Here is a 23,257-nt window from a genome sequence, read left to right as displayed (position 1 = left end):
CCTGGCCGGATCAGGCCTGGTGCGGCACTTCGTCGGTGGCCGGCTGGCCGGCGTGCAGGCGGCGGTAGAGATCGTCGATGCGCTGGCGGCTGGCCTGGAGCTCTTCGCGGCCGCGCTCGGTCAGCAGGTAGACCCGGCCGATGCCGTCGCGCAGCACGCTTTCCAGATAGCCTTCCATTTGCAGGGCACGCAGCAACGGGCGCACTGAGCCGATATCGACCTGGAAGCCGTATTCCAGCAACATGTCGGCAAGCATGGCCACCGTAGCCGGGACTTCAAGCGCGAATTGCAGGACGTAGACGCGGGCCAGCAGGCCCAGGAACTGTCGTTTCATGTGGACTGGCAACGCGGCAGACGCCGCGCCGGTTGACGCAGGCGCCGTCCGGAACTCGGGGTTTGCAGGCCTTGTGATGCCTGTGGCGCGGCACCTGTCATCCTGCTGGACTGGCAGTGCTCATGCGCCGGGCAAGGCGCATTTTACCCGTTCGGACAAAAAAGAAGCCGCCAGGAGCCCTGGCGGCTTGTCGGGAATGCGTCGGAGGGGTCAATTAACTCTGGCGCAGACCAGAGTTTAATTTAATCGAAGGCGGCTTGTCACGCGCCGGTAACAGCCCCCCTCCAGCGTGGGGTGATGATGAAAGCTTTTGATTGGAAAAGTGACGAATTGGCGTGAGATTGTGCAGGGAGCGGCGCTCGAAAATGTCGTAAATCAGTCAACATCACCTAAATTCCTGGCGGAAAGCGGATCGCCATCGTGGCGACGGCGGGGCACAGGTCCGAATCCGGCTTGCGGCATGCGCTGCACAGGCGTCAAATCGCGGCAACCTCCAACCCGCGCCTCCCGGTTCCCCTGATGAAACCCGCCGATCTCGCCCGCTTGCTTGCCCTGGCCGCCATCTGGGGCGCCAGTTTCCTGTTTATCCGCGTCGGCGTGCCGGCGCTGGGACCGATGCCGACCGCGTTCGCCCGGGTGCTGATCGGCGCGCTCACGCTGGCGGCATGCCTGCCGCTGCTGAAGCTGCGCTGGGATATGCAGGGCAAATGGCCGGCGGTGCTGGCGCTGGGTGTGGTCAATTCCGGTATCCCGTTTGTCATGTACGCCATCGCCGCGCTGTGGCTGCCGGCCGGTTATTCGGCCGTGTTCAATGCCATGACCCCGCTGATGGGCGTGCTGATCGGCGCGCTGGCGTTTTCCGAACGGCTCACGCGCGCCAAGGCCCTGGGCGTGCTGCTGGGCGTGGCGGGCGTCGCGGTGCTGACCCGCACCGGACCGGTGGCGTTCTCGACCGACGTGCTGCTGGGCGCGCTGGCCTGCCTGGCGGCCACCGCCTGCTACGGCCTCTCCGGCTTTCTCGCGCGGCGCTGGATCACGCGGCGCGGCGGGCTAGACAGCCGGCTGGTCGCCGCCGGCAGCATGGTCGGTGCCACCGTGTTCCTGCTGCCCTTCTGCCTCGCCGCGCTGTGGCGCCACAACACGCTGCCCGCTGCCGGCGCCGGCGTGTGGGCGGCCATGCTGGGGCTGGGCGTGCTGTGCACGGCGCTGGCCTACATCCTGTATTACCGACTGATTGCCGAGCTGGGCCCGGTGCGCTCGCTGAGCGTCACCTTCCTGATCCCGCCGTTCGGCATCGTCTGGGGCGCGCTGTTCCTGGGCGAGGCACTGTCGTGGGCGCACGCGGCGGGTGGCGTGCTGATCGGGGTGGCGGTATGGCTGGTGTTGCGGCCGGTGACGGGGGTGGAGCACGGCGCCAGTCCGGCAGGTGGTGTAGCGGTCAAACGTTGAGCGCCTCTGGATAAGAATAAACTTATATTCATTGCCATAACGCCTTTATTGCTTATAAATTTCTTATATTCGAGTGATGAACTCGATATATTGGGCAACGAAGGCCACGAGGCAAGTCCGAAAGCTCGACAAGCCAATGCGCGCCACGATCCTTGATGCGATTGAGGACTTGGGGCATATGCCGAACTGCCAACATGTCAAAGCGCTAGCCAACCATGCCTATGGCTATCGGCTCGGAGTCGGCAACTACCGGGTGCTGTCCGACGGGGACGGAGCGATATGAATCGTGGAAATACAGGAAGTGAGAAAGCGGGATGAACGCACCTACTAACATCCAGACGATCATCGGGCCGGATGGCAAGCCGGCGTTTGTCGTGATTCCCTATGGGGACTACCTCTCGCAATATGCGCGCGCCAGTGATCTGGTTCCGCATGCGGTCGTGCGTCGCGTGCTAGCCGATGACGTGCCGCCTCTGCGCGCCTGGCGCGAGCATCTTGGCCTGACCCAGGCAGACGTCGCAGTGCGCCTCGGCATTTCACAGCCAGCCTATGCGCAGCAGGAGAACAGCACCCGCCTGCGCAAGACCTCGCGTGAGCGCATTGCCGCCGCACTCGGCATCACTGCAGCGCAACTCGATATCTGAGCCAGGACGCGAGGTCCCTGACTCAGGCCTGTGCCGCCGTGCCCGCCGCCACGTTGTACTGCTCGCGCACCATCATCACCACGCGGCGTGCCTGGCGCAGGTGGCGCACGGCGTCGGCTTCGCTGCGTTCGGGGAAATCGACTTCGGCGCTCCAGTTGCAGCCGGTGTGGTCGGGCCGGTGCACGCAGACCGCGCGCAGCTGGCAGTCGTGGCAGCCGGGCTCCTGCCGCAGGCACAGGTTGATCAGGCGTTTCAGTTCGGACAGGGGCTTGTTCAGGCGCTCCATGGATGGCTCCGTCAGGTGCGCGGCGAGCTTACGCCCGGGCGGGCAGCTCCGGCGTGGGTTCGGCCTCGGTGGCGCCGGCCCGGCATTGCGGGCAGACGCCGTACAGCACCAGCATGTGCTCGCGCAAGACAAAGGCGTTGTCGGCGGCTACCTGGCGCTGGCGCTGCTCGATGCTTTCATCGCGGAATTCCTCCACGCGGCCGCAGGCGACGCAGATCAGGTGGTCATGGTGGCCGCCTTCGTTGAGTTCGAACACGGCGTGGTCGGACTCGAAGCTGTGTCGCAGCAGGATGTCGGCCTGCACCAGCTGGTTGAGCACGCGATACACCGTGGACAGTCCCGCGTCCTCGTCCTGCGTCAGCAGGATGCGGTAGACGTCTTCGGCGCTCAGGTGGCGCCGGGCGCTGGTGCGGAACACTTCAAGGATCCGCATGCGCGGCGAGGTGGCCTTCAGGCCGGCGCGCTTGAGATGGATCGGGTTTGTGCTCTCGAATGACATGGCGGAAGGCATTGGCATGCGGCTGGCGCCCCGCGCGCAGGGCGGCGCCCGGCCTGGCGCCGCGCACGGGCGGCGTCGATGGCTTGGCGGGATTTCAGGCTGAAGCGCCAGGGCCGGACCAGTGCTGGCGCCCCCGTCCCTGGCGGCGCGCCGTGCCTGCACGACGCGCGGAATAAAAAGATGGCCTGGCTTGTCACCGGAAGACGCGATCGGGAAAGCGGGGTCTGGTTGCTTTCCCGATCTTCCGAAGACTGGCTACTGCCAAACGCTCCGCGTGACGGAGCGGTCCCCACAAAAGTCGGTGTCGAATGCCGCAGCGGCGGCATCCGGAAATCCTGTCGTTCCTGCCAGCTTCGGTTGCTGCCGCGTGCCGCGGCGCGCCGGACCTGGCCGGTCTGCCTGTCGGGAGGTGCGTCGTGCGTCAGGCAGTGATCGGATGGTAAATGGGAATCGATCTCATTACAAGGAAAATTTTACGGGTGGCCTCATTTCTTGAGGGTGGCCCGGTGGCGCAATGTACGACCTTGAGGGTAATAATGCGAATTGTTATCATTCGTAACGATTTCTTGCCCCGGTCCTGCGCCATGTATCGACTTTCCTCCCGCCATCGCCGCCCCGTCTCTGGCATGCCGCTGCAGTCAGCCCCAGCCGTGACGGCCGGCCTGGCCTGCGGCGCAGTACTGCGCGTGCCGGCATGAGCCAGGCCCACGCTTCCGGCTGGCGCTATCGCGCCGGGGTGGCCTCGCGCGCGGTCGCGGCCATTGCTGGCGGCTACGCGCTGGCGGCGCTGGCCACCGCGGCCCTGTCCGTGTGGCTGCCGATGGCGCGGCCCGATGCCGTGACGACGGCCACGCTGCTGTCCTTCGCGGTCTATGCCGCGGCGGTGGTCTGGGTCTTCGCGGTGCGCAGCGCGTGGCGAGCCTGGGCCGGGCTGGCGCTGCCGGCCGCGCTGCTGTTGGCGTTGCTGGCCGTGGGACGGGGCGGCTGATGCGGGCAGGTTTCAGGCAGTCGATGGCATGGCTCCATACCTGGAGCGGCCTGCTGGTGTGCTGGGTGTTGCTGCTGATGTTCTGCGGCGGCAGCGCCAGCTATTTCAAGGAAGAGATCTCGCTGTGGATGCGGCCCGAGCTGCATCGCACCGCGCCCGCCGCCGAGGTGCCGGCCACGCGGGTGGCGCAGAACGCGGTGCGCTACCTCAGCCGGCAGGCACCCGATGCCGCGCGCTGGTTCATCACGCTGCCCGACGATCGGCGCCAGGCCGCCACCGTGCGGTGGGTCTACAAGCCGGGCCAGGCGCCGCGCGATGCCGACGGCAAGCCGCGCCGGTTCGACAGCCGCTTGCTCGACCCGGCCACCGGCGCGCCGCTGCAGGCCGCGCGCGAGACCCGCGGCGGCGAGTTCCTGTACCGGCTGCATTTCGACCTGCACTACATGCCGGCCAGGTGGGCGCGCTGGATCGCCGGCTTCTGCGCCATGTTCATGCTGGTTGCCATCGTCAGCGGCGTCATCACGCACCGGCGCATCTTTGCCGACTTCTTCACGTTCCGGCGCGGCAAGGGCCAGCGATCCTGGCTCGATGCGCACAATGCGCTGGCGGTGCTGGCGCTGCCATTCCACCTGATGATCACCTACACGGGGCTGGTCACGCTGCTGTTCATGTATATGCCCTGGGGCATCGAGGCCGCCTATCGCGGCGGCGAGCGCGCTTTCCAGGCCGAGGCGATGCTGCGTCCGCGGCCAGCCAGCGCAGCGGGCACGCCCGCCGCGCTGGCAAGCGTGGCAGACATGGTGGCGCAGGCGGAGCGCCGCTGGCAGGGGGCCGCGCCGCGGCGCATCACCGTGAACCTGCCGGGCGATGCCAATGCCACCGTGGCGCTGACCCGTGCCGAGCCGACCACGCTGGCACACGATGCGTCCACGCTTGAATTCTCCGGCACCAGCGGCGCCATGCTGCGCGCGTACGCGGAAGACAAGTCAGCGGCAGAGCTGACGCGCAGCGTCATGACCGGCCTGCATATCGCCGGCTTTGCTTCACCAGGCCTGCGCGCGCTGTTCTTCCTGTGCGGCCTTGCCGGAACCGCCATGGTGGCTACCGGGGCGATCCTGTGGGCGGTACGCACGCGCCAGCAGCAGGCCAAGGCGCTGGCTGCAGGTGCTCGGCCCGGCGTTGGCCTGCGCCTGGTCGAGGCGCTGAACATCGGCGCCATCGCCGGCCTGCCGATTGCCTTTGCCAGCTACTTCTGGGCCAACCGCCTGTTGCCGGTGGAACTGGCGCAGCGGCCTGAAGCGGAGGTCCGCTGGTTCTTCATCGCCTGGGCCGCCTGCGCGCTGCTGGCGCTGCTGCGTCCCGCGCGTGGCATGTGGCGCGCGCAGTTGTGGGTGGGTGCGGCGCTGTTCGGGGGCGTCCCGGTGCTCAACGCCCTGACCACCGGATCGCACCTGGGCGTGACCTTGATGCAGGGGCGCGGGCCGGCGGCGGTGGCTGGCTTCGACCTGGTGACGCTGACGCTCGGTATCGCGCTGGCAGCCGCGGCCTGGATGGTCGGACGCGGGCAGCCGGCACCGCGGCGCACGTCACGCCAGCCGCAGAAGGTGGCCGAAGTGGCTGCCGTCACGCAGGAGCCCGCATGAGCATGAATATGCTGGCTGCCTTCGCACTGTCGCTGTCAGGATTCGCCGCACTGGCGCTGTCGCTTGACCGCCACCATGCCGATATCCATGGCCGCGGCAGCATGCCGTCGCGGCGCTCGGTGGCTGGGCTGCGCGCGGCGGGTGCCGGCGCGCTCGCGCTAACCTGGTCGCTCCACGTTGCTGCCGACGGCGGGCCGCTGGGAACGGTGTCGTGGCTTGGCACGCTGACCGCCAGCGCGTTTGCCGTGGCGCTGGGCCTGTCCTATGCGCCACGCGCGGTGCAGCGCCTGCTGCCGGGCGTGGCGGGTATCGGCCTGGCCGCGCTGGCCGCGCGCTGGCTGCTTGCAACCTGGATGTAGCCCCTGCGCAGCCTTACAGCGGCGGGGGCACCCAGTACGGATCGCGGCCGTAGTACTCGTGCAGCGACTTGCCCCACTGGGGATCGGCCATGCTCGGCCAGCTGTCCTTGTTGAAGCCCGGTGCGGATTTGAGCCGGTCTGCCGTCACCGCAATCCGGAAGCATTTCTCGTCGGTGTCCATGACCAGTGCATTCCATGGGATGGCGTGCAGCGTGTCGCCAATGCCGAGGAAGCCGCCGGTGGTCAGCACCGCGTAGGCGATGCGGCCGTGCGGCACATCCAGCATGATCTCGGAAATCTTGCCGACGTGTTCGCCATCGGATGAATAGGCCTTGGTGCCGTCAAGGCTCGATGCCGCCATCACTTCAGGGCCCGGGCCTTCGCCCACGCCTGAACCGATGATGGCCGCGCCTTCACTGGTGGGAGGTTGGTTCGGCATGCTGTGCTCCTTGTCGCAGGACGTTGGAATGCATGGCATGCGCAATGACCATGCCTGCGCCGTTTGTGGCGCCGTACGCATGGGGCTGAAGTTGCCGGCTGCCGCCGTGGTAATTCTTTCGCGCGGCATGGAAAAAAAGGCGCGTCAGCATGGCGCCGCGTGCCTTCCTGCAGCGGCACCCGGTGGTGCCGCCGCGATCCTCAGAAGTGATGCCGCATGCCGAGCATGACGCCCACGCGCGTGGTCCTGTCCACGCCCGCGGCGGGCGCGCCGGCCCAGTATTCGGTCTCGCGTCCGACCGCGCCGCCGCGCGCGTGCACGGCATCGGCTTCCAGGTATACGCTGGTGCGCTTGGACAACGCATAGTCGGCCACCACGGCGATGCTGTCGGCGTTGCCGCTGCCCAGCAGCGCCGGCACGTCCTGGAACTGCGTGGTCACGTTGCCGCCCTGCCAGTAGCGGTAGTAGGCGCCCGAGACGTGCAGCGCCGGCGTGAGCTGGTAGCCGAGGCCGGCAAAGGCAATATTGAAGCGAGCGTCGCCCGCCGATTCGCGCCGGCCCATGTGCCCGAGGTAGGCCGTGGCCTTGCCGAAAGCGTAGGAGCCGCCCACCGAGTAGTTGCGCACGGTGTTGCCGCCGTCGGCGCTCTTGCGCTGGTCATAGGCCGCGCCCAGCGCCAGTGCGCCCTGCTGGAACATCAGCCCGCCCCCCAGCGTGATGCCGCGCGCCAGGCTGCCGGGCTGCTCGCCGGTGCCATAGTCCAACTGCAGCGTGAACGGTCCTGCGGTCTTCTTGTAGACCATGCTGTTGTTGATGCGGTAGTCCTGGAAGAAGATGTCGCCGCCGATATACAGCGGGTCGGACCAGAAATTGCCCCAGCCCTGGTCCAGCGGATTGAAGGCCCAGCCAATATTGTTCAGCGCGTTGTACTGGCGCCCGAAGGTCAGGCTGCCCCAGTCGCCGGAAAGTCCCGCATAGGCCTGGCGCCCGAACAGCGTGTTGTAGCTGGAGCGGCCGTCGTCGCTGCCGATGCCGGCCTCGAGCCGGAAGATGGCGTGGTTGCCGCCGCCCAGGTCTTCATCGCCCTTCAGGCCGAAGCGGCTGCCGACCATGCCGCCGGAGACCAGTGCGGCCTGGCCGTTGTGGTGGCCATCCAGGTTGGAGGTGTAGCGCACGGCGGAGCTGGCGATGCCGTACAGGGTCACGCCTGGCTCGGCGTGGGCGTTGGTGCCGGCGAGGGCGGCAAGGGCGACGAAAGGCAAAAGCCCGGCCGCCAGCAGCCAGTGGCTGGCTGTCTGGTTCATGGATTTCCTCCGGAAGTCCGACCCGCCCCGGTGCTTGCAGCGCGCCGGCGCGGATCCGTCAGGCCGATGGCCTGCGGGTTCCAGTCCCGCGCGGGGGCGCGCGGGTCGTCATCGGGCGCAGCGCAACGGACGCGCAGGGCCCGGGCGAAGGTCGAAGTGGGCGGCGATGCCTGGTTGGCGGCGAATGCCGGCAGTGTTGCCGGGCAAGCCTTGGGCAGCGCCGGTTGCCGGCGCCACGGGAGCGGCCCGAAGGCCATTGAGCGGGTTCGCCGGCGCCCACTTCGGCAGTCATGGCGGCCTGGGCCGATATGACTGGGGAGGCATGTTCCGGGTCGTCCCGGGTGCGGCGAACAGGCGCTAGTTTACCTGCATTGCGCAAATGCCCCCGGAAAGTGCGTCATCGGGCGCAGCGAGGCGGCGCGATCAGTTGCCGGCAGCGGTGGCCGGCGCATCGCGCGACAGGCCCAGGATCCAGTTGCGGAAGGCCGCCAGCGCTTCGGATTCGGGCCGGCCCTCCGGATAGGCGAAGTAGTAGCCCTGCTGTTCGTCCAGCATGCCCGCCAGCGGGATTACCAGCTGGCCGGTCTGCAGCTCGCGCTCGATCAGCAGGCGCGGCGCCAGGCCGATGCCAAGCCCGGCCGTAGCGGCGGCCGTCATCATCGTGAACAGCTCGTAGCGCGGCCCGCGCGAGGCGGCCAGGTCATAGGCCCAGCCCTGTGCCGCGTACCAGTCGCGCCAGGCGTTGGCGCGCGTGCTCAGGTGCAGGTGGCGGCAGCGCGCCAGGCTGGCGGCGTCGGTCACGGGATGCCCGGCCAGGAAGGCGGGGCTGCACACCGGCACCATGCCGCCTTCGCGGAAGATCACGCCGCCGCGCGTGCCGGGCCAGAACTGGTCGCCGAAATAAATCGCCGCGTCATAGGCGCATTCCTGGAACGAGAACGGCTGCGAGCGCGCCGCCAGGTTGACCGTCACATTGGGATGGCGCCGCGCAAAGTCCGGCAGGCGCGGGATCAGCCATTGGGTGGCAAAGGTGGGCACCACCGCCAGCTCCAGCGTGTAGCCCATGGCCCGGCCGGTGGTGATTTCCAGCGTGTCGCGCTGCAGGTGGTCCAGGTGCCGGCGAATGCGCGCGGCGTATTCGCGCCCGGTATCGGTCAGCTCCAGGCGCCGGCGCACGCGTGTGAACAGCGCCACGCCCAGGCGCTGCTCCAGCTGCGCCACCTGCCGCCCCACCGCGCTGTGCGTCAGCGCCAGCTCTGCCGCGGCGCGGGTAAAGCTGCCCAGCCGCGCCGAGGCCTCGAAGGCCTGCAGCGCGCCCAGGTTGGGGATGTCGTTTCTCATGGGACTGCGAGGGAAGGAAGGCTGACAGTATAAACAGCGGCGCCAGGCCGCACCGCTACCGCGGTCGTGCGCCGCACGCACAACGTTGTGCGCAATGCGCGCTTGTGCGCGCCATGGGGGTGCCCCTATCCTGCCCCGCGTATCGTCGCCAGCCCGGCTGCCATCCCAGTGCTCACCTGTTTGTGCCCATGACCTCCAATCTCTCCACGCTTCTCACCGCCAACGTCGGCGCCGCCCGCGCCGCGCAACTGCTCGCGCTGGTCACCTTGCCCGCGGATTTGCCGCAGGCCCCGCAGGGCCGTGCCAGCCGCGCGGAAATCGCCCAGGCCCTGAACATGGTGCTGTTCGGCGGCATCCTCGAGCGCGTGCCGAGCGGCCGCGCCTACACCGACGACGTTGCCGCCGCCGGCGGCAAGGTCACTTTCGACCACGGCGCGCTGCGCACGGTCAAGTGGCGCGACAACGGCGCGCTGCCCGAAGGCGAGGCCGCCTTCACCCGCATCCTGCGCCCGCTCGGCTACGTGCTCAACGGCACCTATCCGCTGGACCGCATCGGCATGACCGGTCGCTCATACGCGCATGCCGACGCGCCCGAGGGCATCGCCCAGTTCTTCCTCAGCGAATTCCATCCGGAACGCTTCAGCGACGCCTTCCGCGCCGCCGTCAGCCGCGTCACCGGCACCTCCGCCGACCCGCTCACGCCGCGCGCGCAGACCCTGCTGTGGCAACTGGAGCGCGACGGCGCGCTGGACCTGGCCGACGGCGCCGAGCTGGTCGGCCTGCTGGTGCCATGCTTCGAGCGCCAGCACGCCACCCCGAGCCTGGCCGACTATGAAACGCTGCTCAGTGAATCGGCCGAGATGGCCTGGGTCGCCACCGAAGGCAACGCCTTCAACCACGCCACCGACCGCGTCGACGACGTGTTCGCGCTCGCCGAGCAGCAGAAGCAGCTGGGCCGGCCGATGAAGGACAGGGTCGAAGTCTCGCGCAGCGGCCGCGTCAAGCAGACCGCGTTCCGCGCGGATACGGTGCGCCGCGCCTTCGTCGGCGCGCACGGCGAGACGGTGGAGCGGGACGTGCCGGGATCGTTCTACGAGTTCATCACGCGCGATCGCTTTGCCGATGAAGCGGCAGCGCCGCAGCGTTATGACCTGGGGTTTGATGCCGGGAATGCGCAGGGGATCTTCAAGATGACGGCGGCGGCCTGCTGATTGCGATGAAGGAGGAGGGCGCGGGCGCGTGGATGCGCCGGCCCTTTCCCTCGGCCCCTCTCCCGCACGCGGGGGAGGGGAGCAAACCATTGTTACCCCCGCTTCGTCGATATCACCGCCTCAGCCACATTGGCCGGCGCCTCGGCATAGTGCTTGAACTCCATCGTGTACGTCGCGCGCCCCTGCGTCAGCGAGCGCAGCGTGGTGGAGTAGCCGAACATGGTTGCCAGCGGCACCTCGGCGCGCACGATCTTGCCGCCGCCACCGGCGATGTCTTCCATGCCGTGCACCATTCCGCGTCGTGACGACAGATCGCCCATCACGTTGCCGGTGAATTCCTCAGGCGTTTCCACCTCGACGGCCATCATCGGCTCCAGCAGGACGGGCCTGGCCCGGCGCATGCCTTCCTTGAACGCCATCGAGCCGGCCATGCGGAATGCGTTCTCGTTCGAGTCGACGTCATGGTAGGAGCCGAACACCAGCGTGGCCTTGATGTCGACGATCGGGTAGCCGGCCAGCACGCCTGACTGCAGGGTCTCGCGGATGCCCTTGTCCACCGCGGGGATGAACTCGCGCGGCACCACGCCGCCCTTGATGGCATCGACGAACTCATAGCCGCCGCCGTGCGGCATCGGCTCGAGGTTGAGCACCACGTGGCCGTACTGGCCGCGTCCGCCCGATTGCTTGATGAACTTGCCTTCCACGTCCTTGACCGGCTGGCGGATGGTCTCGCGGTAGGCCACCTGGGGCTTGCCGACCGATGCCTCCACGCCGAACTCGCGCCGCATGCGGTCGACCAGGATTTCCAGGTGCAGCTCGCCCATGCCGGAGATGATGGTCTGGCCGGATTCCTCGTCCGTGGTCACGCGGAAGGACGGGTCTTCCTGCGCAAGGCGGTTCAGCGCAATGCCCATCTTTTCCTGGTCGGCCTTGGTCCTGGGCTCCACTGCCTGCGAGATCACCGGTTCCGGGAAGCTCATGCGCTCCAGGATGATGACCTTGTCGGGGTCGCACAGGGTGTCGCCGGTGGTCGCTTCTTTCAGGCCGACGGCCGCGGCGATGTCGCCGGCGCGCACTTCCTTGATCTCCTGGCGCACGTTGGCGTGCATCTGCAGGATGCGGCCCAGGCGCTCGCGCTTGGCCTTGACCGGGTTGTAGACGGTGTCGCCGGATTTGACCACGCCGGAATAGACGCGGAAGAAGATCAGCTGGCCGACAAAGGGGTCGGTCATGATCTTGAACGCCAGCGCGGCAAACGGCTCGTCGTCGTTGGGATGGCGTTCGGCTTCGCGGTCGTCTTCGGTGTGGCCCAGGATGGCCGGCACGTCGGCGGGCGAGGGCAGGTAGTCGATGACCGCGTCCAGCATGCTCTGCACGCCCTTGTTCTTGAAGGCGCTGCCGCACAGCATCGGCACGATCTCGTTGGCGATGGTGCGCTTGCGCAGGCCGCGCTTGATCTGCTCCTCGGTCAGCGGCTCGCCCGACAGGTACTGGTTGAGCAGCGTCTCGTCGGCCTCGGCGGCGGCTTCGACCATCTTGTCGCGCCATTCCTGTGCGGTCGCCAGCAGGTCCGCCGGGATGTCCTGGTAGGCAAAGCGCACGCCCTGGCTGGCATCGTCCCAGACGATGGCCTTCATCTTGACCAGGTCGACCACGCCCTGGAAATGGTCCTCGGCGCCCAGCGGGATCTGGATCGGCACGGCGCGGCCCTTGAGGCGGTCGGCGATCTGCGTCTGCACGCGGAAGAAGTCGGCGCCGACGCGGTCCATCTTATTGACGAAGGCAATGCGCGGCACCGCGTACTTGTTGGCCTGGCGCCAGACCGTCTCGGACTGTGGCTGCACGCCGCCGACGGCGTCGTAGACCATGCAGGCGCCGTCAAGCACGCGCATGGAGCGCTCGACTTCGATGGTGAAGTCGACGTGTCCCGGCGTATCGATGATGTTGATGCGGTGTTCGGGGTAGTTGCCGGCCATGCCCTTCCAGAAGGCAGTGGTGGCGGCCGACGTGATGGTGATGCCGCGCTCCTGCTCCTGCTCCATCCAGTCCATGGTGGCCGCGCCATCGTGCACTTCGCCCAGCTTGTGGTTGACGCCCGTGTAGAACAGGATCCGTTCGGTCGTCGTGGTCTTGCCGGCGTCGATATGCGCGCTGATGCCGATGTTGCGGTAGCGCTCGATGGGGGTCTTGCGAGGCACAGTGTTCTCCATGGATGAAACACGCTTGAATAGAGTAGCACCACTGGCTGTTTGCCGTTGTCCCTGCCGTGCGCAGGGGCAACACCGCCACGGCCCCGTGCTCCGGCATGAGCGCGTGTCTGAGGCGGGCCTAGGATTCGGCCTCATGCGAAACCGATTTCTCCCATCCTGCCAGCGTCCGCGGCTCCCTATACTGGCGCAGCATCGCGCCCCGCGTGTCAATCGCCCTGCCATCCCATGCCCGGGCAGAATGCGCGCCGTCGCCGATGCGTTCCCGGACTACGAAGCCACGCATGACAACCATCCTGATCGTTGACGACCATCCGGCGATGCGGCTGGTGCTCAGGCACCATCTGCTGCAGCTGCTTGGCGTAGACGAGGTGATCGAAGCAGACAACGGACAGTGCGCCATCGAGCTGGTGCGCGCGCGCACGCCGGACCTCGTGCTGCTCGACCTGGACATCCCGCGCTCCAGCGGGCTGGATGTGGCGCCGCGCCTGCGCGCGATCCATCCGCAGGTGCGCATTCTGGTGGTGACGGCGCTGGACCCGGCGGTGTTCATCAGCCGGTCATGGCAGGCCGGTGCGCAGGGCTTCGTCAGCAAGACCCAGGACATCAAGGAAATCCTGCGTGCGGTCGAGGCGGTGCTGGCGGGCTATACCGTGTTCCCGGTGCTCAGCCGCGGCGGCGCGCCGCGCCAGGCCATGTCGGCGGATGAGGAGATCCTGCGGCGCCTTTCCGACAAGGAACTGGTGGTGCTGCAGATGCTGGCGCGCGGCATGTCCTACAAGGCCATCAGCGCCAGCCTCTTTATCAGCAACAAGACCGTGAGCAGCTACAAGGCACGCATCATGGGTAAGCTGCAGGTCTCGTCCCTGGTGGAGCTGGTGGACTTTGCGCGGCGTTGCCGGCTGACCCCCTGATCTCGGTCCATATCATTAGACATCGTATGACTTGGCGGCCGCACCCATCCAGTGCGCGCGCGTCGCTCAGCCTTGGGCGCCGGCCGGCGCCGAGGCCTTGCGCAGCCGTTCGCGGCTGTTGGTCAGGTGCATGCGCATGGCGGCCTTGGCCCCGTCCGGGTCGCGGCGCTCGATCGCGTCGTAGATGTTCTCGTGCTCGATGCTGACGCGGTCCAGGTACTGCTCGCGCTCGGGCGTGCTGACCTGCAGGCGGCTGCGCGGGATCACCATGGTGCCCAGGTGGCCCATGATGTCGGTGAAATAGCGGTTGCCGGTGGCGCGTGCAATCGCCAGGTGGAAGGCAAAATCGCTCTCCACGGCGTCGTTGCCGGCGCCGGCACTGCGCTTGAGCTCGTCCAGCGCCTGGCGCATCGCGGCCAGCTGCGCGTCGGTGCGGCGCGACGCGGCCAGGCCCGCGGCCTCGGCCTCAAGGCTGACGCGGAATTCCAGCATCGCCATCACATCCATGGCCGTGCCCAGCGCGTCCGGCCCGATGCGGAAGGGCGAGGGCGCCTCGGCCGCGCGCGCCAGCACGAAGGTGCCGATGCCGTGGCGCGTCTCGACCAGGCCGCTGGCCTGCAGCCGCGACAGTGCCTCGCGCACCACGGTGCGGCTGACCCCCATCGACGCCATGATCTCCGACTCGGTCGGCAGCTTGTTGCCGGGCTTGAGCTGGCCCTGGCGGATTTCTTCGCCAAGGGCTTGCACCACTTCTTCGGCAAGCGTGCGGCCGCGGCGGCGCAGCGGCGCAGAAACGGGCGGAACGGACTGGGCGGAGGTGGAGTTCGGCATGGTGGATACGGGCGGGGTTTCCCGGACTTGACCGGTTCGAGATGGCCTCATTATACTGGGTTATCAGTCATATGATGACAGATAACATACGCGAAGTGATGGTCCAGTGAACAATACTGCGCCCGCCATCGGAAATGCCGGAGACAACCCTGAGATGACCCCAACCGCCGCCCCCATGGCGTCCGCCCACACCCCGGTCGTGACCGAACTGACCGTGGTGCCCGTGGCCGGGCATGACAGCATGCTGATGAACCTGTCCGGCGCCCATGGCCCGTACTTCACTCGCAATATCGTGATCGTGCGCGACAGCGCCGGCCACACCGGCGTGGGCGAGGTCCCGGGCGGCGAGGGCATCCGCCAGACGCTGGAAGACGCGCGGCCGCTGCTGGTGGGCCAGCCCATCGGCCAGTACCAGTCCATCCTGAACCGCGTGCGCGCGGCATTCGCCAGCCGCGATGCCGGCGGCCGCGGCCTGCAGACCTTTGACCTGCGCATCACCATCCATGCGGTGACGGCGCTCGAGGCGGCGCTGCTCGACCTGCTCGGCCAGCACCTCGAGGTGCCGGTGGCCGCACTGCTCGGCGAAGGCCAGCAGCGCGACGCCGTGGAGATGCTCGGCTACCTGTTCTATATCGGCGATCGCCAGCGCACCACGCTGGACTACCGCACCGAGCCCGATGCCGACAACGCGTGGTTCCGCCTGCGCAATGAAGGGGCGATGACGCCCGAGGGCGTGGTGCGCCTGGCCGAAGCCGCTTACGAGCGCTATGGATTCAACGACTTCAAGCTCAAGGGCGGCGTGCTGAGCGGCGACGAAGAGATGGAAGCGATCCTGGCGCTGGCCGAACGCTTCCCGAAGGCGCGCATAACGCTGGATCCCAACGGCGCCTGGTCGCTGGCAGAGGCCGTGCGCCTGTGCCGCGACAAGCGCGGCGTGCTGGCCTATGCCGAAGACCCGTGCGGCGCCGAAGACGGCTATTCCGGGCGCGAGATCATGGCCGAATTCCGCACTGCCACCGGCCTGCCCACCGCCACCAACATGATCGCCACCGACTGGCGCCAGATGGGGCACGCCGTGCGGCTGCAGTCGGTCGACATCCCGCTGGCCGACCCGCACTTCTGGACCATGCAGGGCTCGGTGCGCGTGGCGCAGATGTGCGCCGAATGGGGCCTGACCTGGGGCTCGCACTCGAACAACCACTTCGATATTTCGCTGGCGATGTTCACCCACGTGGCCGCCGCCGCGCCGGGGCGCGTCACTGCCATCGACACGCACTGGATCTGGCAGGACGGCGAAAACCTGACCCGCAACCCGCTGCGGATCGAAGGCGGCCTGGTGCAGGTGCCCAAGACCCCGGGCCTGGGCGTGGAGCTCGACATGGATGCCCTGGCGCGCGCGCACGAGCTGTACCAGCGCAAGGGCCTGGGCGCACGCGACGATGCCGCGGCGATGCAATTCCTGATCCCCGGCTGGAAGTTCAACAACAAGGCGCCCTGCATGGTGCGCTGACGCAGTACCGGCAACGCCCAACCGGCCGCTGCCGTGATCGGCACGGCTGGCTGATCTGATAAAGACACTGCAGGAGACAACGATGTACACGTTCCAACGCCAGCGCGCCCTGCGCCTGCCTCACTGGCTGCGCGCCTTTGCGCTCGGCTCTGTCGTCACGGTGGCGGCCCTGACCGTGAGCGCCGCCGCATACGCCGCGCCACAGGAGTGGCCGCAACGCCCGGTATCGGTGGTGGTGCCGTTCCCGCCGGGTGGCTCCAGCGACGCCATCGCGCGCATGCTGACCGTGCCGCTCAATGAAAAGCTGGGCCAGCCCTTCGTCATCGACAACCGCCCCGGCGCGACCGGCGCCATCGGCGCCACCTTCGTCAAGCGCGCGCCGGCGGACGGCTACACCATGATGGTGGCGTCGATCGGCGTGTATGCTGTGAACCCGTTCCTGCAGAAGAACCTGGCCTATGACCCGGCCAAGGACTTCGACCTGCTGACCGTGGCGGTGCGCGCGCCCAACGTGCTGGTGGCCAATCCGCAGTTCCCGGCCAATACGCTGCAGGAACTGGTGGCCTACATGAAGAAGAATCCGGGCAAGGTCAGCTTTGCCTCGTCCGGCGCGGGCTCGTCCGACCACCTGACTGCTGCGCTGTTCTGGCAGAAGAGCGCCACCGACGGCCTGCACGTGCCCTACAAGGGCGGCAGCCCGGCCATCTCCGACCTGCTTGCCGGCCAGGTCGACGTGTCGTTCCAGAACGTCAACGCCGTGCTGCAGCACATCCGCACCGGCAAGCTCAAGGCCATGGCGGTGACCTCCGACAAGCGCTCGCCGGTGCTGCCCAATGTGCCGACCATGGCCGAGGCCGGCGTTAAGGACGTCGAGGTGTACTCGTGGCAGGGCGTTGCTGCGCCGCGCGGCCTGCCGCCCGAGGTGAAGAGCCGCCTGCACGGCGCCCTGGTGTCGTCGCTGAACGACCCGAAGATGCGCCAGAAGCTGTCCGAGAGCGGCTTCGAGGTGGTGGCCAACACGCCCGAGCAGTTCAACCAGTTCGAGGCGCAGGAACTGCTGCGCTGGAAGACCGTGATCGAGAAGGGCAAGATCGCGCTGGACTGAAGCCATCGCACTGAACCCCAGACACTGCAGCACAGAACGCGCCGGGCATGCACGCATAGCGTGCCGCGCCGGCGCTCGCGTCATCGACAGGAGACAACAGCATGACCCAGGGACGCCGCACCTTCCTCAAGCAATCCTCCGCACTGGCCGCCGGCCTGGCAGCCGGTCCGCTCGCGGGCCTGTCCTCGGCGGCGCACGCCGGACCGGACTGGCCCACCCGCCCGATCCGCCTGGTGGTGCCGTACACCGCCGGCGGCTCGTCAGACATCATCGCGCGCCTGATCAGCAAGCAGCTGGGCGAGGCGCTGGGCCAGTCAGTGGTGGTGGACAACCGCCCCGGTGCCAACGGCAACGTCGGCGCGGCACTGGTCGCGCAGGCCACCGACAACCACACGCTGATGCTGTGCGATATCGGCGCGCTGGCGATCAGCCCGTCGGTCTATACCAAGCTGACCTTCAATATCGCCAAGGACCTCAAGCCGGTGTCGATGCTGGCCTACTCGCCGCACCTGCTGGTGGTGCATCCGTCGGTGCAGGCGGCCAGCGTGAAGGAACTGGTGGCGCTGTCGCAGCGCAGCCAGCTCAACTTCGCCGTGACCGCCATCGGCAGCGCGCCGCACCTGGCCGGCGTGGCGGTGGAGCAGGCCACCGGCGCCAAGTGGCAATACGTACCCTACAAGGGCGGCTCGCAGGCCATTGCCGATACCGTGGGCGGCAGCGCCCAGGTGCTGATGAACGGTATGCTGGCCACGCTGCCGCACGTGCAGTCGGGCAAGCTCAAGCTGATCGCCCAGTCCAAGCGCACGCGCATGCCGCTGCTGCAGAACGTGCCGACCATCGCCGAGCAGGGCGTGCCGAATTTTGAATCCGGGACGTGGCAGGGCGTGATGGCTCCGGCCAGCATGCCCGATGCGATGGTGGCGCGCCTCAGCGGCGAGCTGATCCGCATCATCCGCGCGCCGGATCTGCGCGCGCAGCTGGTGGCCCAGGGGGCGGAGGTGGTGACGATGACGCCCGGGGAGACCGGGAAGTTCTTTGTTGCCGAGCAGGCGCGATGGGCGGGGGTGGTGAAGCAGGCGGGGATCAAGCTGGAGGCTTGATCTGGGCTCGCGGGCCGTAGCTGGTTCTTCGCAGATTTGCGGAGTGTTTTTGTTGTTGCCAAGGGCGACAACCGACCGCATGGCAACAAGCCAAAGCAGGGCTTCCCAAATCTAGCGAAGACCCCCCAATAAGAAAAAAGCCCCGCGCACTGCGGGGCCTGCGCGATCAACCCTTCACCGCTTCCGGCAACAACGCCTGCGGCAGGTTCTGATAACAAACCGGCCGCAAGAACCGGTCAATCGCCGTCGCTCCCACTGAAGTCGAACGCGCATCCGAAGTCGCCGGGAACGGCCCGCCATGCACCATCGCATAGGCAACCTCGACCCCAGTCGGGTAGCCATTGCACAGCACCCGCCCGGCCTTGCGTTCCAGCACCGGCAGCAGGCGCCGCGCGGCCGCGTGGTCGGCATCGTCGAGCTGCATCGTCGCCGTCAGCTGGCCTTCAAGCTGTCGCGCCACCGCCAGCATCTCTTCGAGATCGCGGCATACCACCAGCACCGTCGACGGCCCGAACACCTCGGCCTGCATCCGGTGATCCGCCATGAACTGCGCCGCGGTGGTCTCGAACATTACTGGCCGCGCCTGGTTGGCCCCGTTGCCGTCGACGCCATCGCCAATGCGTTGCAGGCCGTCGAGCGACGACAGCTGCGCCACGCCTTGCTCAAAGGCGGCATGGATTCCGGGCGTCAGCATGGTCGCCGCCGGCTTGCCTTGCAGCGCGCCGAGCGCCGCGGCGCGGAACTTGTCGAGCGCGGGGCCTTCAATGCCGATCACCAGCCCGGGGTTGGTACAGAACTGGCCGACGCCCATCACCAGCGAATCCACCAGCTGGCGGCCGATGTCCTCGCCGCGCGCATCGAGCGCCGCGGGCAGCAGGAACACCGGATTGATGCTGCTCATCTCCGCATACACCGGGATCGGCTGCGGGCGGCGCTGGGCGGCCTGCATCAGCGCCAGGCCGCCGGCGCGCGAGCCGGTGAAGCCCACCGCCTGGATTGCCGGATGCGTGACCAGTGCCGTGCCGATGGCATTGCCCGCCCCGACCAGCAGCGAGAACACGCCTTCGGGCAGGCCCGCGTCCTGCACGGCCTGCTGGATCACGCGCCCCACCAGTTCCGACGTGCCCAGGTGCGCCGGGTGCGCCTTGACCACGACCGGGCAGCCCGCGGCCAGCGCCGAGGCAGTGTCGCCGCCGGCCACGGAGAACGCCAGCGGGAAGTTGCTGGCGCCGAACACTGCTACCGGACCGATGGCGATGCGCTGCATGCGCAGGTCCGGGCGCGGCGGGTTGCGCTCGGGCAGTGCGGGGTCGAAGGTGGCCTGCTGCCAGCGGCCTTCGCGCAGCACGGTGGCGAACAGGCGCAGCTGGCCGGCGGTGCGGCCGCGCTCGCCCTGCAGGCGCGCGACCGGCAGCGCGCTTTCCAGGTGGGCGCGTTCGATCAGCGTGTCGCCGAGCGCCTCGATGCCGGTGGCGATGGCTTCGAGCAAGGCCGCGCGCTGCTCTGGCGTGGTGTTGCGGTAGGTGTCGAAAGCGGCTTCGGCCAGCGCACAGGCGCGCTCGACCTCGGCCTGGCCGCCGCCATGGAAGTCAGGGCCCAGGGCTTCGCCGGTGGCGGGATTGATGGCCTGCAGCAGGGCTTCGGTGCCGCGCACGGCTTGCGCGCCGATCAGCATGTCGCCGGTGATGTGCATGGAAGGATTCCTTGTCAGCGTTTGGAACGGGAACGCCGGCCGGAGGGCAAGTGCCCCGCGGCCGGCCTGTCGATATGCAATGCGAGGGCGGCTTGCTTGCCGCTTACTGCGGGCCGAGCTTGTTGATCAGCGCGCCCAGCATCTCCATCTCCTCGCCGGTCAGGTCGGTCAGCGGCGCGCGCACCGGGCCGCCGTCGTGGCCGACCAGTCGGGCGCCGGCCTTGACGATGCTCACGGCATAGCCGGCCTTGCGGTTGCGGATGGCCAGGTAGGGCAGGAAGAAGTTGTCGAGCAGGCGGCCCACGGTGTCGTGGTCATCCGCGGCGATGGCGCGGTAGAAGTCCATCGCGGTCTCGGGGATGAAGTTGAACACTGCCGACGAATACACCGGCACGCCCAGCGCCTTGTAGGCCGCGGCATAGACCTCGGCCGTGGGCAGGCCGCCGAGGTAGGAGAAGCGGTCGCCCAGCTTGCGGCGGATGCTGACCATGGCCTCGATGTCGCCCACGCCGTCCTTGAAGCCGACCAGGTTGGGGCAGCGCTCGGCCAGGCGCGCGAGTTGCGTCGCATCCAGCTTCGAGTTGGCGCGGTTGTAGACGATCACGCCGATATCCACCGACTTGCAGACCTGCTCCACGTGGGCGGCGATGCCGTCCTGGCTGGCTTCGGTCAGGTAGTGCGGCAGCAACAGCAAGCCGGCCGCGCCCAGGCGCTGGGCTTCCTGCGCGTAGGCGATGGCGGTGCGGGTCGGGCCGCCGGCGCCGGCCAGGATCGGCACCTTGCCGGCGCAGGTGCGCACGGCGGTGTCGACCACGGCCGAGTAGTCCTGCGGTGTCAGCGAGAAGAACTCGCCGGTGCCGCCCGCAGCGAACAGAGCGGTGGCGCCGTAGGGGGCCAGCCACTCCAGCCGCGCGGCGTAGGACTGCGGCGCGAAGTCGCCCTGGGCGTCGAAGTCGGTGATGGGGAAGGACAGCAGGCCTTCGGAGATGATTTGCTTGAGTTCGTTGGGTGCGAGCATTGCGGCAATCCTGAGCGGGCCAGTGGCCCCGGGTGGCAGTGGCGGCTGACTGCGGCGGTGCAGATCATCCGAGTTATCAGTCATCGTATGACAAGGCTCTGGCGAAGGCAATAGGGCTTGTGATCATTCGGGGTTAACCGGGATGCGGCCGGCGTTTTCGCTGGAAAGCCCTGCCGGCGGGCAAAAAGGGACAGAAACATGCCGTCTGGGGCACTTCAAGCATGGATGGCGCGGCCGTCCTACCGTGGAGCTCCGGTGGGGCAGCCGTGTAATGTTGTAGGACAACGTAAGTCGGAGTGGTTTCTGCCAGCGCGCCTGCCACTCAGGAAATTTGAAACACCCATGCAAAGCTGCCGGTGCACGGGCCCCCGGCGACTGGCACACTGGCATCCTGGACTGACGGGGAGAACATGGTGGGAGAGTTACAGGCCTTGCTGGAAAACCACGGGCTGATGCTGGTGTTCCTGAACGTGCTGGTCGAGCAGGCCGGGCTGCCGGTGCCGGCCTACCCGATGCTGTTCGTCGCCGGCGCGCTGGGCATGCAGGAGACCGGGCCGTCGATCGGCGCGGTGCTGGCTGCGGTGATCTTTGCCTGCCTGATTGCCGATACCGGCTGGTACTTCGCCGGGCGCCGGCTGGGGCAGCCGATGCTGCGCACGATCTGCCGGGTATCGATTTCGCAGGACTCGTGCATCCGCCAGACCCAGTCGCTCTACCTGCGCGTGGGGCCGCGCTCGCTGGTGATCGCCAAGCTGCTGCCCGGTGCCGGGGCCTTGTCCACCGCGATGGCGGGCATGACCGGCACGCCGTTGCCGGTGTTCCTGTTCTATGACGCCATCGGCGCGCTGGTCTGGGCTGGCAGCGCCTTGCTGATCGGCGTGGTGTTCAGTGATTTTATCGATGCCATCCTGGAGGCGTTCAGCGCCTACGGGCATATGGCCGTGGTGGGGCTGTTGGTGGCGTTCGCGCTGTTCCTGGCGTGGCGCTGGTGGCGCCGCTTCCGGCTGCTGCGCCGCACGCGGCGCGTGCCGCGCATGACGGTGGATGAGCTGGAAGCGCGCCGGCTCGCCGGCAGCCTGCCGGTGGTGATCGACGTGCGCGCCCACGGCGACACGCCGATGGAGCGCATCCCCGGCTCGGTGGTGCTCGACATGCAGGGCGCGCTGGACAGCCTGGACGCGCTGGGGGTGCCGCACGCCGGGGCCGACATCGTGGTCTATTGCGCCTGCCCCAATGAACTGTCCGCCGCGCTGCTGGCCGAGCGCCTGCGCGTGGCCGGCTACCCGAAGACCTGGGCGCTGGCCGGCGGCTTCGACGAATGGAAGCGGCGCCACGGCGGCACCGCCCCGACCGAGGCGGCCAACCAGCCAGGGCCGGCCGAAGCCGCCTGAACCTGCCAGGCCGCCGGCGCTGCGCTCAGCGCTTGCCCGCGGTCTGGAATACCGACAGGTCCGGGTAGACGGCGCGGATCTTCTCCCATTCGGCGGCATTGAAGAACTGACACTTGCCGGCGCCGAAGCGCTTGGACACCTCCACGCAGAAGCGCACGGCTTCAGCGATGTCGATCTCATGGTTGGCCGAGGTCGCGCTGCCCGACACCACCGACCGCGCCGTCACCGCCACGCCGACCACCGGCGCCCGGGTGGCCACGTGCGGCTGCATGATGCTGTTGAAGTGGTACAGGCCGTTGTGGTACGGCGTGATGTCCTGCTGCGAGATCGGGAAGGTCACCGCCGGGCAGCCGGTGGTGGACTCCATGGTCGCCACCAGGTCCGGCGCCACGCGCAGGATGTAGCCCTGCATCGCCGTCGGCGAAATCGCAAAGCCGCGGTGCTTGATGATGCTGTTGCCCTTGGAGGCATCGATCGACAGGATCGCGTCCATCTCCGGCAGCACCTGGTAGTCGTTCATGGTGTCGGACGAGACCGGCATGCCCATGAACGGCACCGGGTCGTGCGGCTGCATCGAGACATTGGTCGACAGGTGCGTGGTCACGATCACGTCGCCCGCCAGGTGGTCGTCGCGCGCCTTCATCTGCGCCAGCTTGAGCGCCACCGCCAGGCAGCCGATCGGGCCGTCGGCGTCAGACACCAGCCCCACCAGTTCCGGGCGCGCGCCAATCGCGCCGTTGCGGCCGATCACGCCCAGCGTCGGCGCACTGCCGCCGCCACGCTTGCCCGTGGTGCCGGGGATCACGATGGTGATGAAGTCGGTGGTGTTGGCCGTGTTCTCGGGCGGGGCGTTGTGGATCGTGGTCACTTCCACGCTCACGCCGGCGCCGGCATAGGGCGCGAACAGTTCGCTGACGACCGCACCGTTGGCGTGCGGGCTGTCCAGGGCTTCATGAATGACCAGCGTCTGCTGCAGGGCCATGGCTTTCTC

Annotated in this window: 22 protein-coding genes; 11 read left to right on the top strand and 11 right to left on the bottom strand. The window is 68.0% G+C overall.

Annotated features, from left to right (window positions below; all coding sequences use genetic code 11):
- Positions 1 to 10 precede the first annotated feature (10 nt).
- Complete coding sequence (locus AC3WRI_RS12630; protein ID WP_010814041.1) at positions 11 to 334, bottom strand: PadR family transcriptional regulator; 324 nt, start codon at positions 332 to 334, stop codon at positions 11 to 13.
- A 519-nt stretch (positions 335 to 853) separates the two neighbouring features.
- Between AC3WRI_RS12630 and AC3WRI_RS12625 the strand changes: the two genes are divergently transcribed.
- Complete coding sequence (locus AC3WRI_RS12625) at positions 854 to 1,783, top strand: DMT family transporter (RefSeq protein WP_492293393.1); 930 nt, start codon at positions 854 to 856, stop codon at positions 1,781 to 1,783.
- A 314-nt stretch (positions 1,784 to 2,097) separates the two neighbouring features.
- Positions 2,098 to 2,427, top strand: coding sequence for a helix-turn-helix domain-containing protein (locus tag AC3WRI_RS12620; RefSeq protein WP_010814038.1), 330 nt, complete (start codon positions 2,098 to 2,100; stop codon positions 2,425 to 2,427).
- Positions 2,428 to 2,449: 22 nt separating this feature from the next.
- Here the strand turns inward: AC3WRI_RS12620 and AC3WRI_RS12615 are convergent, their stop codons facing one another.
- A complete protein-coding gene (locus AC3WRI_RS12615; RefSeq protein WP_010814037.1) occupies positions 2,450 to 2,713 on the bottom strand; it encodes a hypothetical protein in 264 nt (87 codons plus the stop codon).
- Positions 2,714 to 2,741: 28 nt separating this feature from the next.
- The gene (fur, locus tag AC3WRI_RS12610; protein ID WP_011616358.1) at positions 2,742 to 3,230 is read right to left on the bottom strand and encodes a ferric iron uptake transcriptional regulator; all 489 of its coding nucleotides are present in this window, start codon (positions 3,228 to 3,230) and stop codon (positions 2,742 to 2,744) included.
- 676 nt (positions 3,231 to 3,906) lie between these two features.
- Between fur and AC3WRI_RS12605 the strand changes: the two genes are divergently transcribed.
- Genes AC3WRI_RS12605 through AC3WRI_RS12595 form a run of 3 tightly spaced genes read left to right on the top strand, consistent with a single transcriptional unit; the run spans position 3,907 to position 6,202 of the window.
- The gene (locus AC3WRI_RS12605) at positions 3,907 to 4,200 is read left to right on the top strand and encodes a DUF3649 domain-containing protein (protein ID WP_010814035.1); all 294 of its coding nucleotides are present in this window, start codon (positions 3,907 to 3,909) and stop codon (positions 4,198 to 4,200) included.
- Positions 4,200 to 5,843 (top strand): PepSY-associated TM helix domain-containing protein, encoded by a 1,644-nt coding sequence (locus AC3WRI_RS12600; protein WP_492293392.1) that lies wholly within the window; start codon positions 4,200 to 4,202, stop codon positions 5,841 to 5,843. The genes AC3WRI_RS12605 and AC3WRI_RS12600 overlap by 1 nt, the downstream gene beginning before the upstream one ends.
- Positions 5,840 to 6,202 carry a DUF3325 domain-containing protein gene (locus AC3WRI_RS12595; RefSeq protein WP_439669579.1) on the top strand — a complete coding sequence of 121 codons (363 nt, stop codon included), beginning with the start codon at positions 5,840 to 5,842 and terminating at the stop codon, positions 6,200 to 6,202. The genes AC3WRI_RS12600 and AC3WRI_RS12595 overlap by 4 nt, the downstream gene beginning before the upstream one ends.
- A gap of 13 nt (positions 6,203 to 6,215) precedes the next feature.
- Here the strand turns inward: AC3WRI_RS12595 and AC3WRI_RS12590 are convergent, their stop codons facing one another.
- From AC3WRI_RS12590 to AC3WRI_RS12580, 3 genes are all read right to left on the bottom strand, one after another.
- A complete protein-coding gene (locus AC3WRI_RS12590; RefSeq protein ID WP_010814032.1) occupies positions 6,216 to 6,641 on the bottom strand; it encodes a PRC-barrel domain-containing protein in 426 nt (141 codons plus the stop codon).
- A gap of 200 nt (positions 6,642 to 6,841) precedes the next feature.
- Positions 6,842 to 7,945 (bottom strand): porin, encoded by a 1,104-nt coding sequence (locus AC3WRI_RS12585; protein WP_010814031.1) that lies wholly within the window; start codon positions 7,943 to 7,945, stop codon positions 6,842 to 6,844.
- A 423-nt stretch (positions 7,946 to 8,368) separates the two neighbouring features.
- Positions 8,369 to 9,286, bottom strand: coding sequence for a LysR substrate-binding domain-containing protein (locus AC3WRI_RS12580; RefSeq protein WP_010814030.1), 918 nt, complete (start codon positions 9,284 to 9,286; stop codon positions 8,369 to 8,371).
- A gap of 188 nt (positions 9,287 to 9,474) precedes the next feature.
- On the opposite strand from AC3WRI_RS12580, the gene AC3WRI_RS12575 reads away from it, so the two are divergent.
- Complete coding sequence (locus tag AC3WRI_RS12575) at positions 9,475 to 10,497, top strand: DUF1338 domain-containing protein (protein WP_492293391.1); 1,023 nt, start codon at positions 9,475 to 9,477, stop codon at positions 10,495 to 10,497.
- A gap of 92 nt (positions 10,498 to 10,589) precedes the next feature.
- On the opposite strand, the gene fusA is transcribed toward AC3WRI_RS12575, so the two are convergent.
- Positions 10,590 to 12,695, bottom strand: a complete 2,106-nt coding sequence (gene fusA / locus AC3WRI_RS12570) for an elongation factor G (protein ID WP_010814028.1) — start codon at positions 12,693 to 12,695, stop codon at positions 10,590 to 10,592.
- A 293-nt stretch (positions 12,696 to 12,988) separates the two neighbouring features.
- Here fusA and AC3WRI_RS12565 point away from each other — a divergent pair, with 293 nt between their 5' ends.
- The gene (locus AC3WRI_RS12565) at positions 12,989 to 13,618 is read left to right on the top strand and encodes a response regulator transcription factor (protein ID WP_010814027.1); all 630 of its coding nucleotides are present in this window, start codon (positions 12,989 to 12,991) and stop codon (positions 13,616 to 13,618) included.
- 66 nt (positions 13,619 to 13,684) lie between these two features.
- On the opposite strand, the gene AC3WRI_RS12560 is transcribed toward AC3WRI_RS12565, so the two are convergent.
- A complete protein-coding gene (locus AC3WRI_RS12560; RefSeq protein ID WP_011616363.1) occupies positions 13,685 to 14,449 on the bottom strand; it encodes a FadR/GntR family transcriptional regulator in 765 nt (254 codons plus the stop codon).
- Between the two features lie 154 nt (positions 14,450 to 14,603).
- On the opposite strand from AC3WRI_RS12560, the gene gudD reads away from it, so the two are divergent.
- The 3 genes from gudD to AC3WRI_RS12545 all read left to right on the top strand — a co-directional run bounded on the left by gudD (position 14,604) and on the right by AC3WRI_RS12545 (position 18,164).
- A complete protein-coding gene (gene gudD, locus AC3WRI_RS12555) occupies positions 14,604 to 15,959 on the top strand; it encodes a glucarate dehydratase (RefSeq protein ID WP_439669580.1) in 1,356 nt (451 codons plus the stop codon).
- A gap of 82 nt (positions 15,960 to 16,041) precedes the next feature.
- Entirely contained in the window at positions 16,042 to 17,064 is a 1,023-nt protein-coding gene (locus AC3WRI_RS12550; protein ID WP_492293390.1) for a Bug family tripartite tricarboxylate transporter substrate binding protein, read from the top strand.
- Positions 17,065 to 17,165: 101 nt separating this feature from the next.
- Complete coding sequence (locus AC3WRI_RS12545) at positions 17,166 to 18,164, top strand: Bug family tripartite tricarboxylate transporter substrate binding protein (RefSeq protein WP_011616365.1); 999 nt, start codon at positions 17,166 to 17,168, stop codon at positions 18,162 to 18,164.
- A gap of 166 nt (positions 18,165 to 18,330) precedes the next feature.
- On the opposite strand, the gene AC3WRI_RS12540 is transcribed toward AC3WRI_RS12545, so the two are convergent.
- Together AC3WRI_RS12540 and kdgD are read right to left on the bottom strand one after the other, a co-directional pair.
- A complete protein-coding gene (locus AC3WRI_RS12540) occupies positions 18,331 to 19,857 on the bottom strand; it encodes an aldehyde dehydrogenase (NADP(+)) (protein WP_011616366.1) in 1,527 nt (508 codons plus the stop codon).
- A gap of 103 nt (positions 19,858 to 19,960) precedes the next feature.
- Positions 19,961 to 20,875: a 5-dehydro-4-deoxyglucarate dehydratase gene (kdgD, locus tag AC3WRI_RS12535; RefSeq protein WP_492293389.1), complete on the bottom strand. Its 915-nt coding sequence runs from the start codon at positions 20,873 to 20,875 to the stop codon at positions 19,961 to 19,963.
- A gap of 410 nt (positions 20,876 to 21,285) precedes the next feature.
- Between kdgD and AC3WRI_RS12530 the strand changes: the two genes are divergently transcribed.
- Positions 21,286 to 22,266 (top strand): DedA family protein/thiosulfate sulfurtransferase GlpE, encoded by a 981-nt coding sequence (locus AC3WRI_RS12530; RefSeq protein ID WP_011616368.1) that lies wholly within the window; start codon positions 21,286 to 21,288, stop codon positions 22,264 to 22,266.
- A 25-nt stretch (positions 22,267 to 22,291) separates the two neighbouring features.
- Here AC3WRI_RS12530 and AC3WRI_RS12525 read toward each other — a convergent pair whose 3' ends face one another.
- Complete coding sequence (locus tag AC3WRI_RS12525; protein WP_492293388.1) at positions 22,292 to 23,248, bottom strand: DUF1177 domain-containing protein; 957 nt, start codon at positions 23,246 to 23,248, stop codon at positions 22,292 to 22,294.
- Positions 23,249 to 23,257: the final 9 nt, after the last annotated feature.

The organism is Cupriavidus sp. FW305-27 (assembly GCF_058787995.1).
Note: the sequence above shows the minus strand (reverse complement) of the source record. Positions and strands in the feature narration are given on the sequence as shown.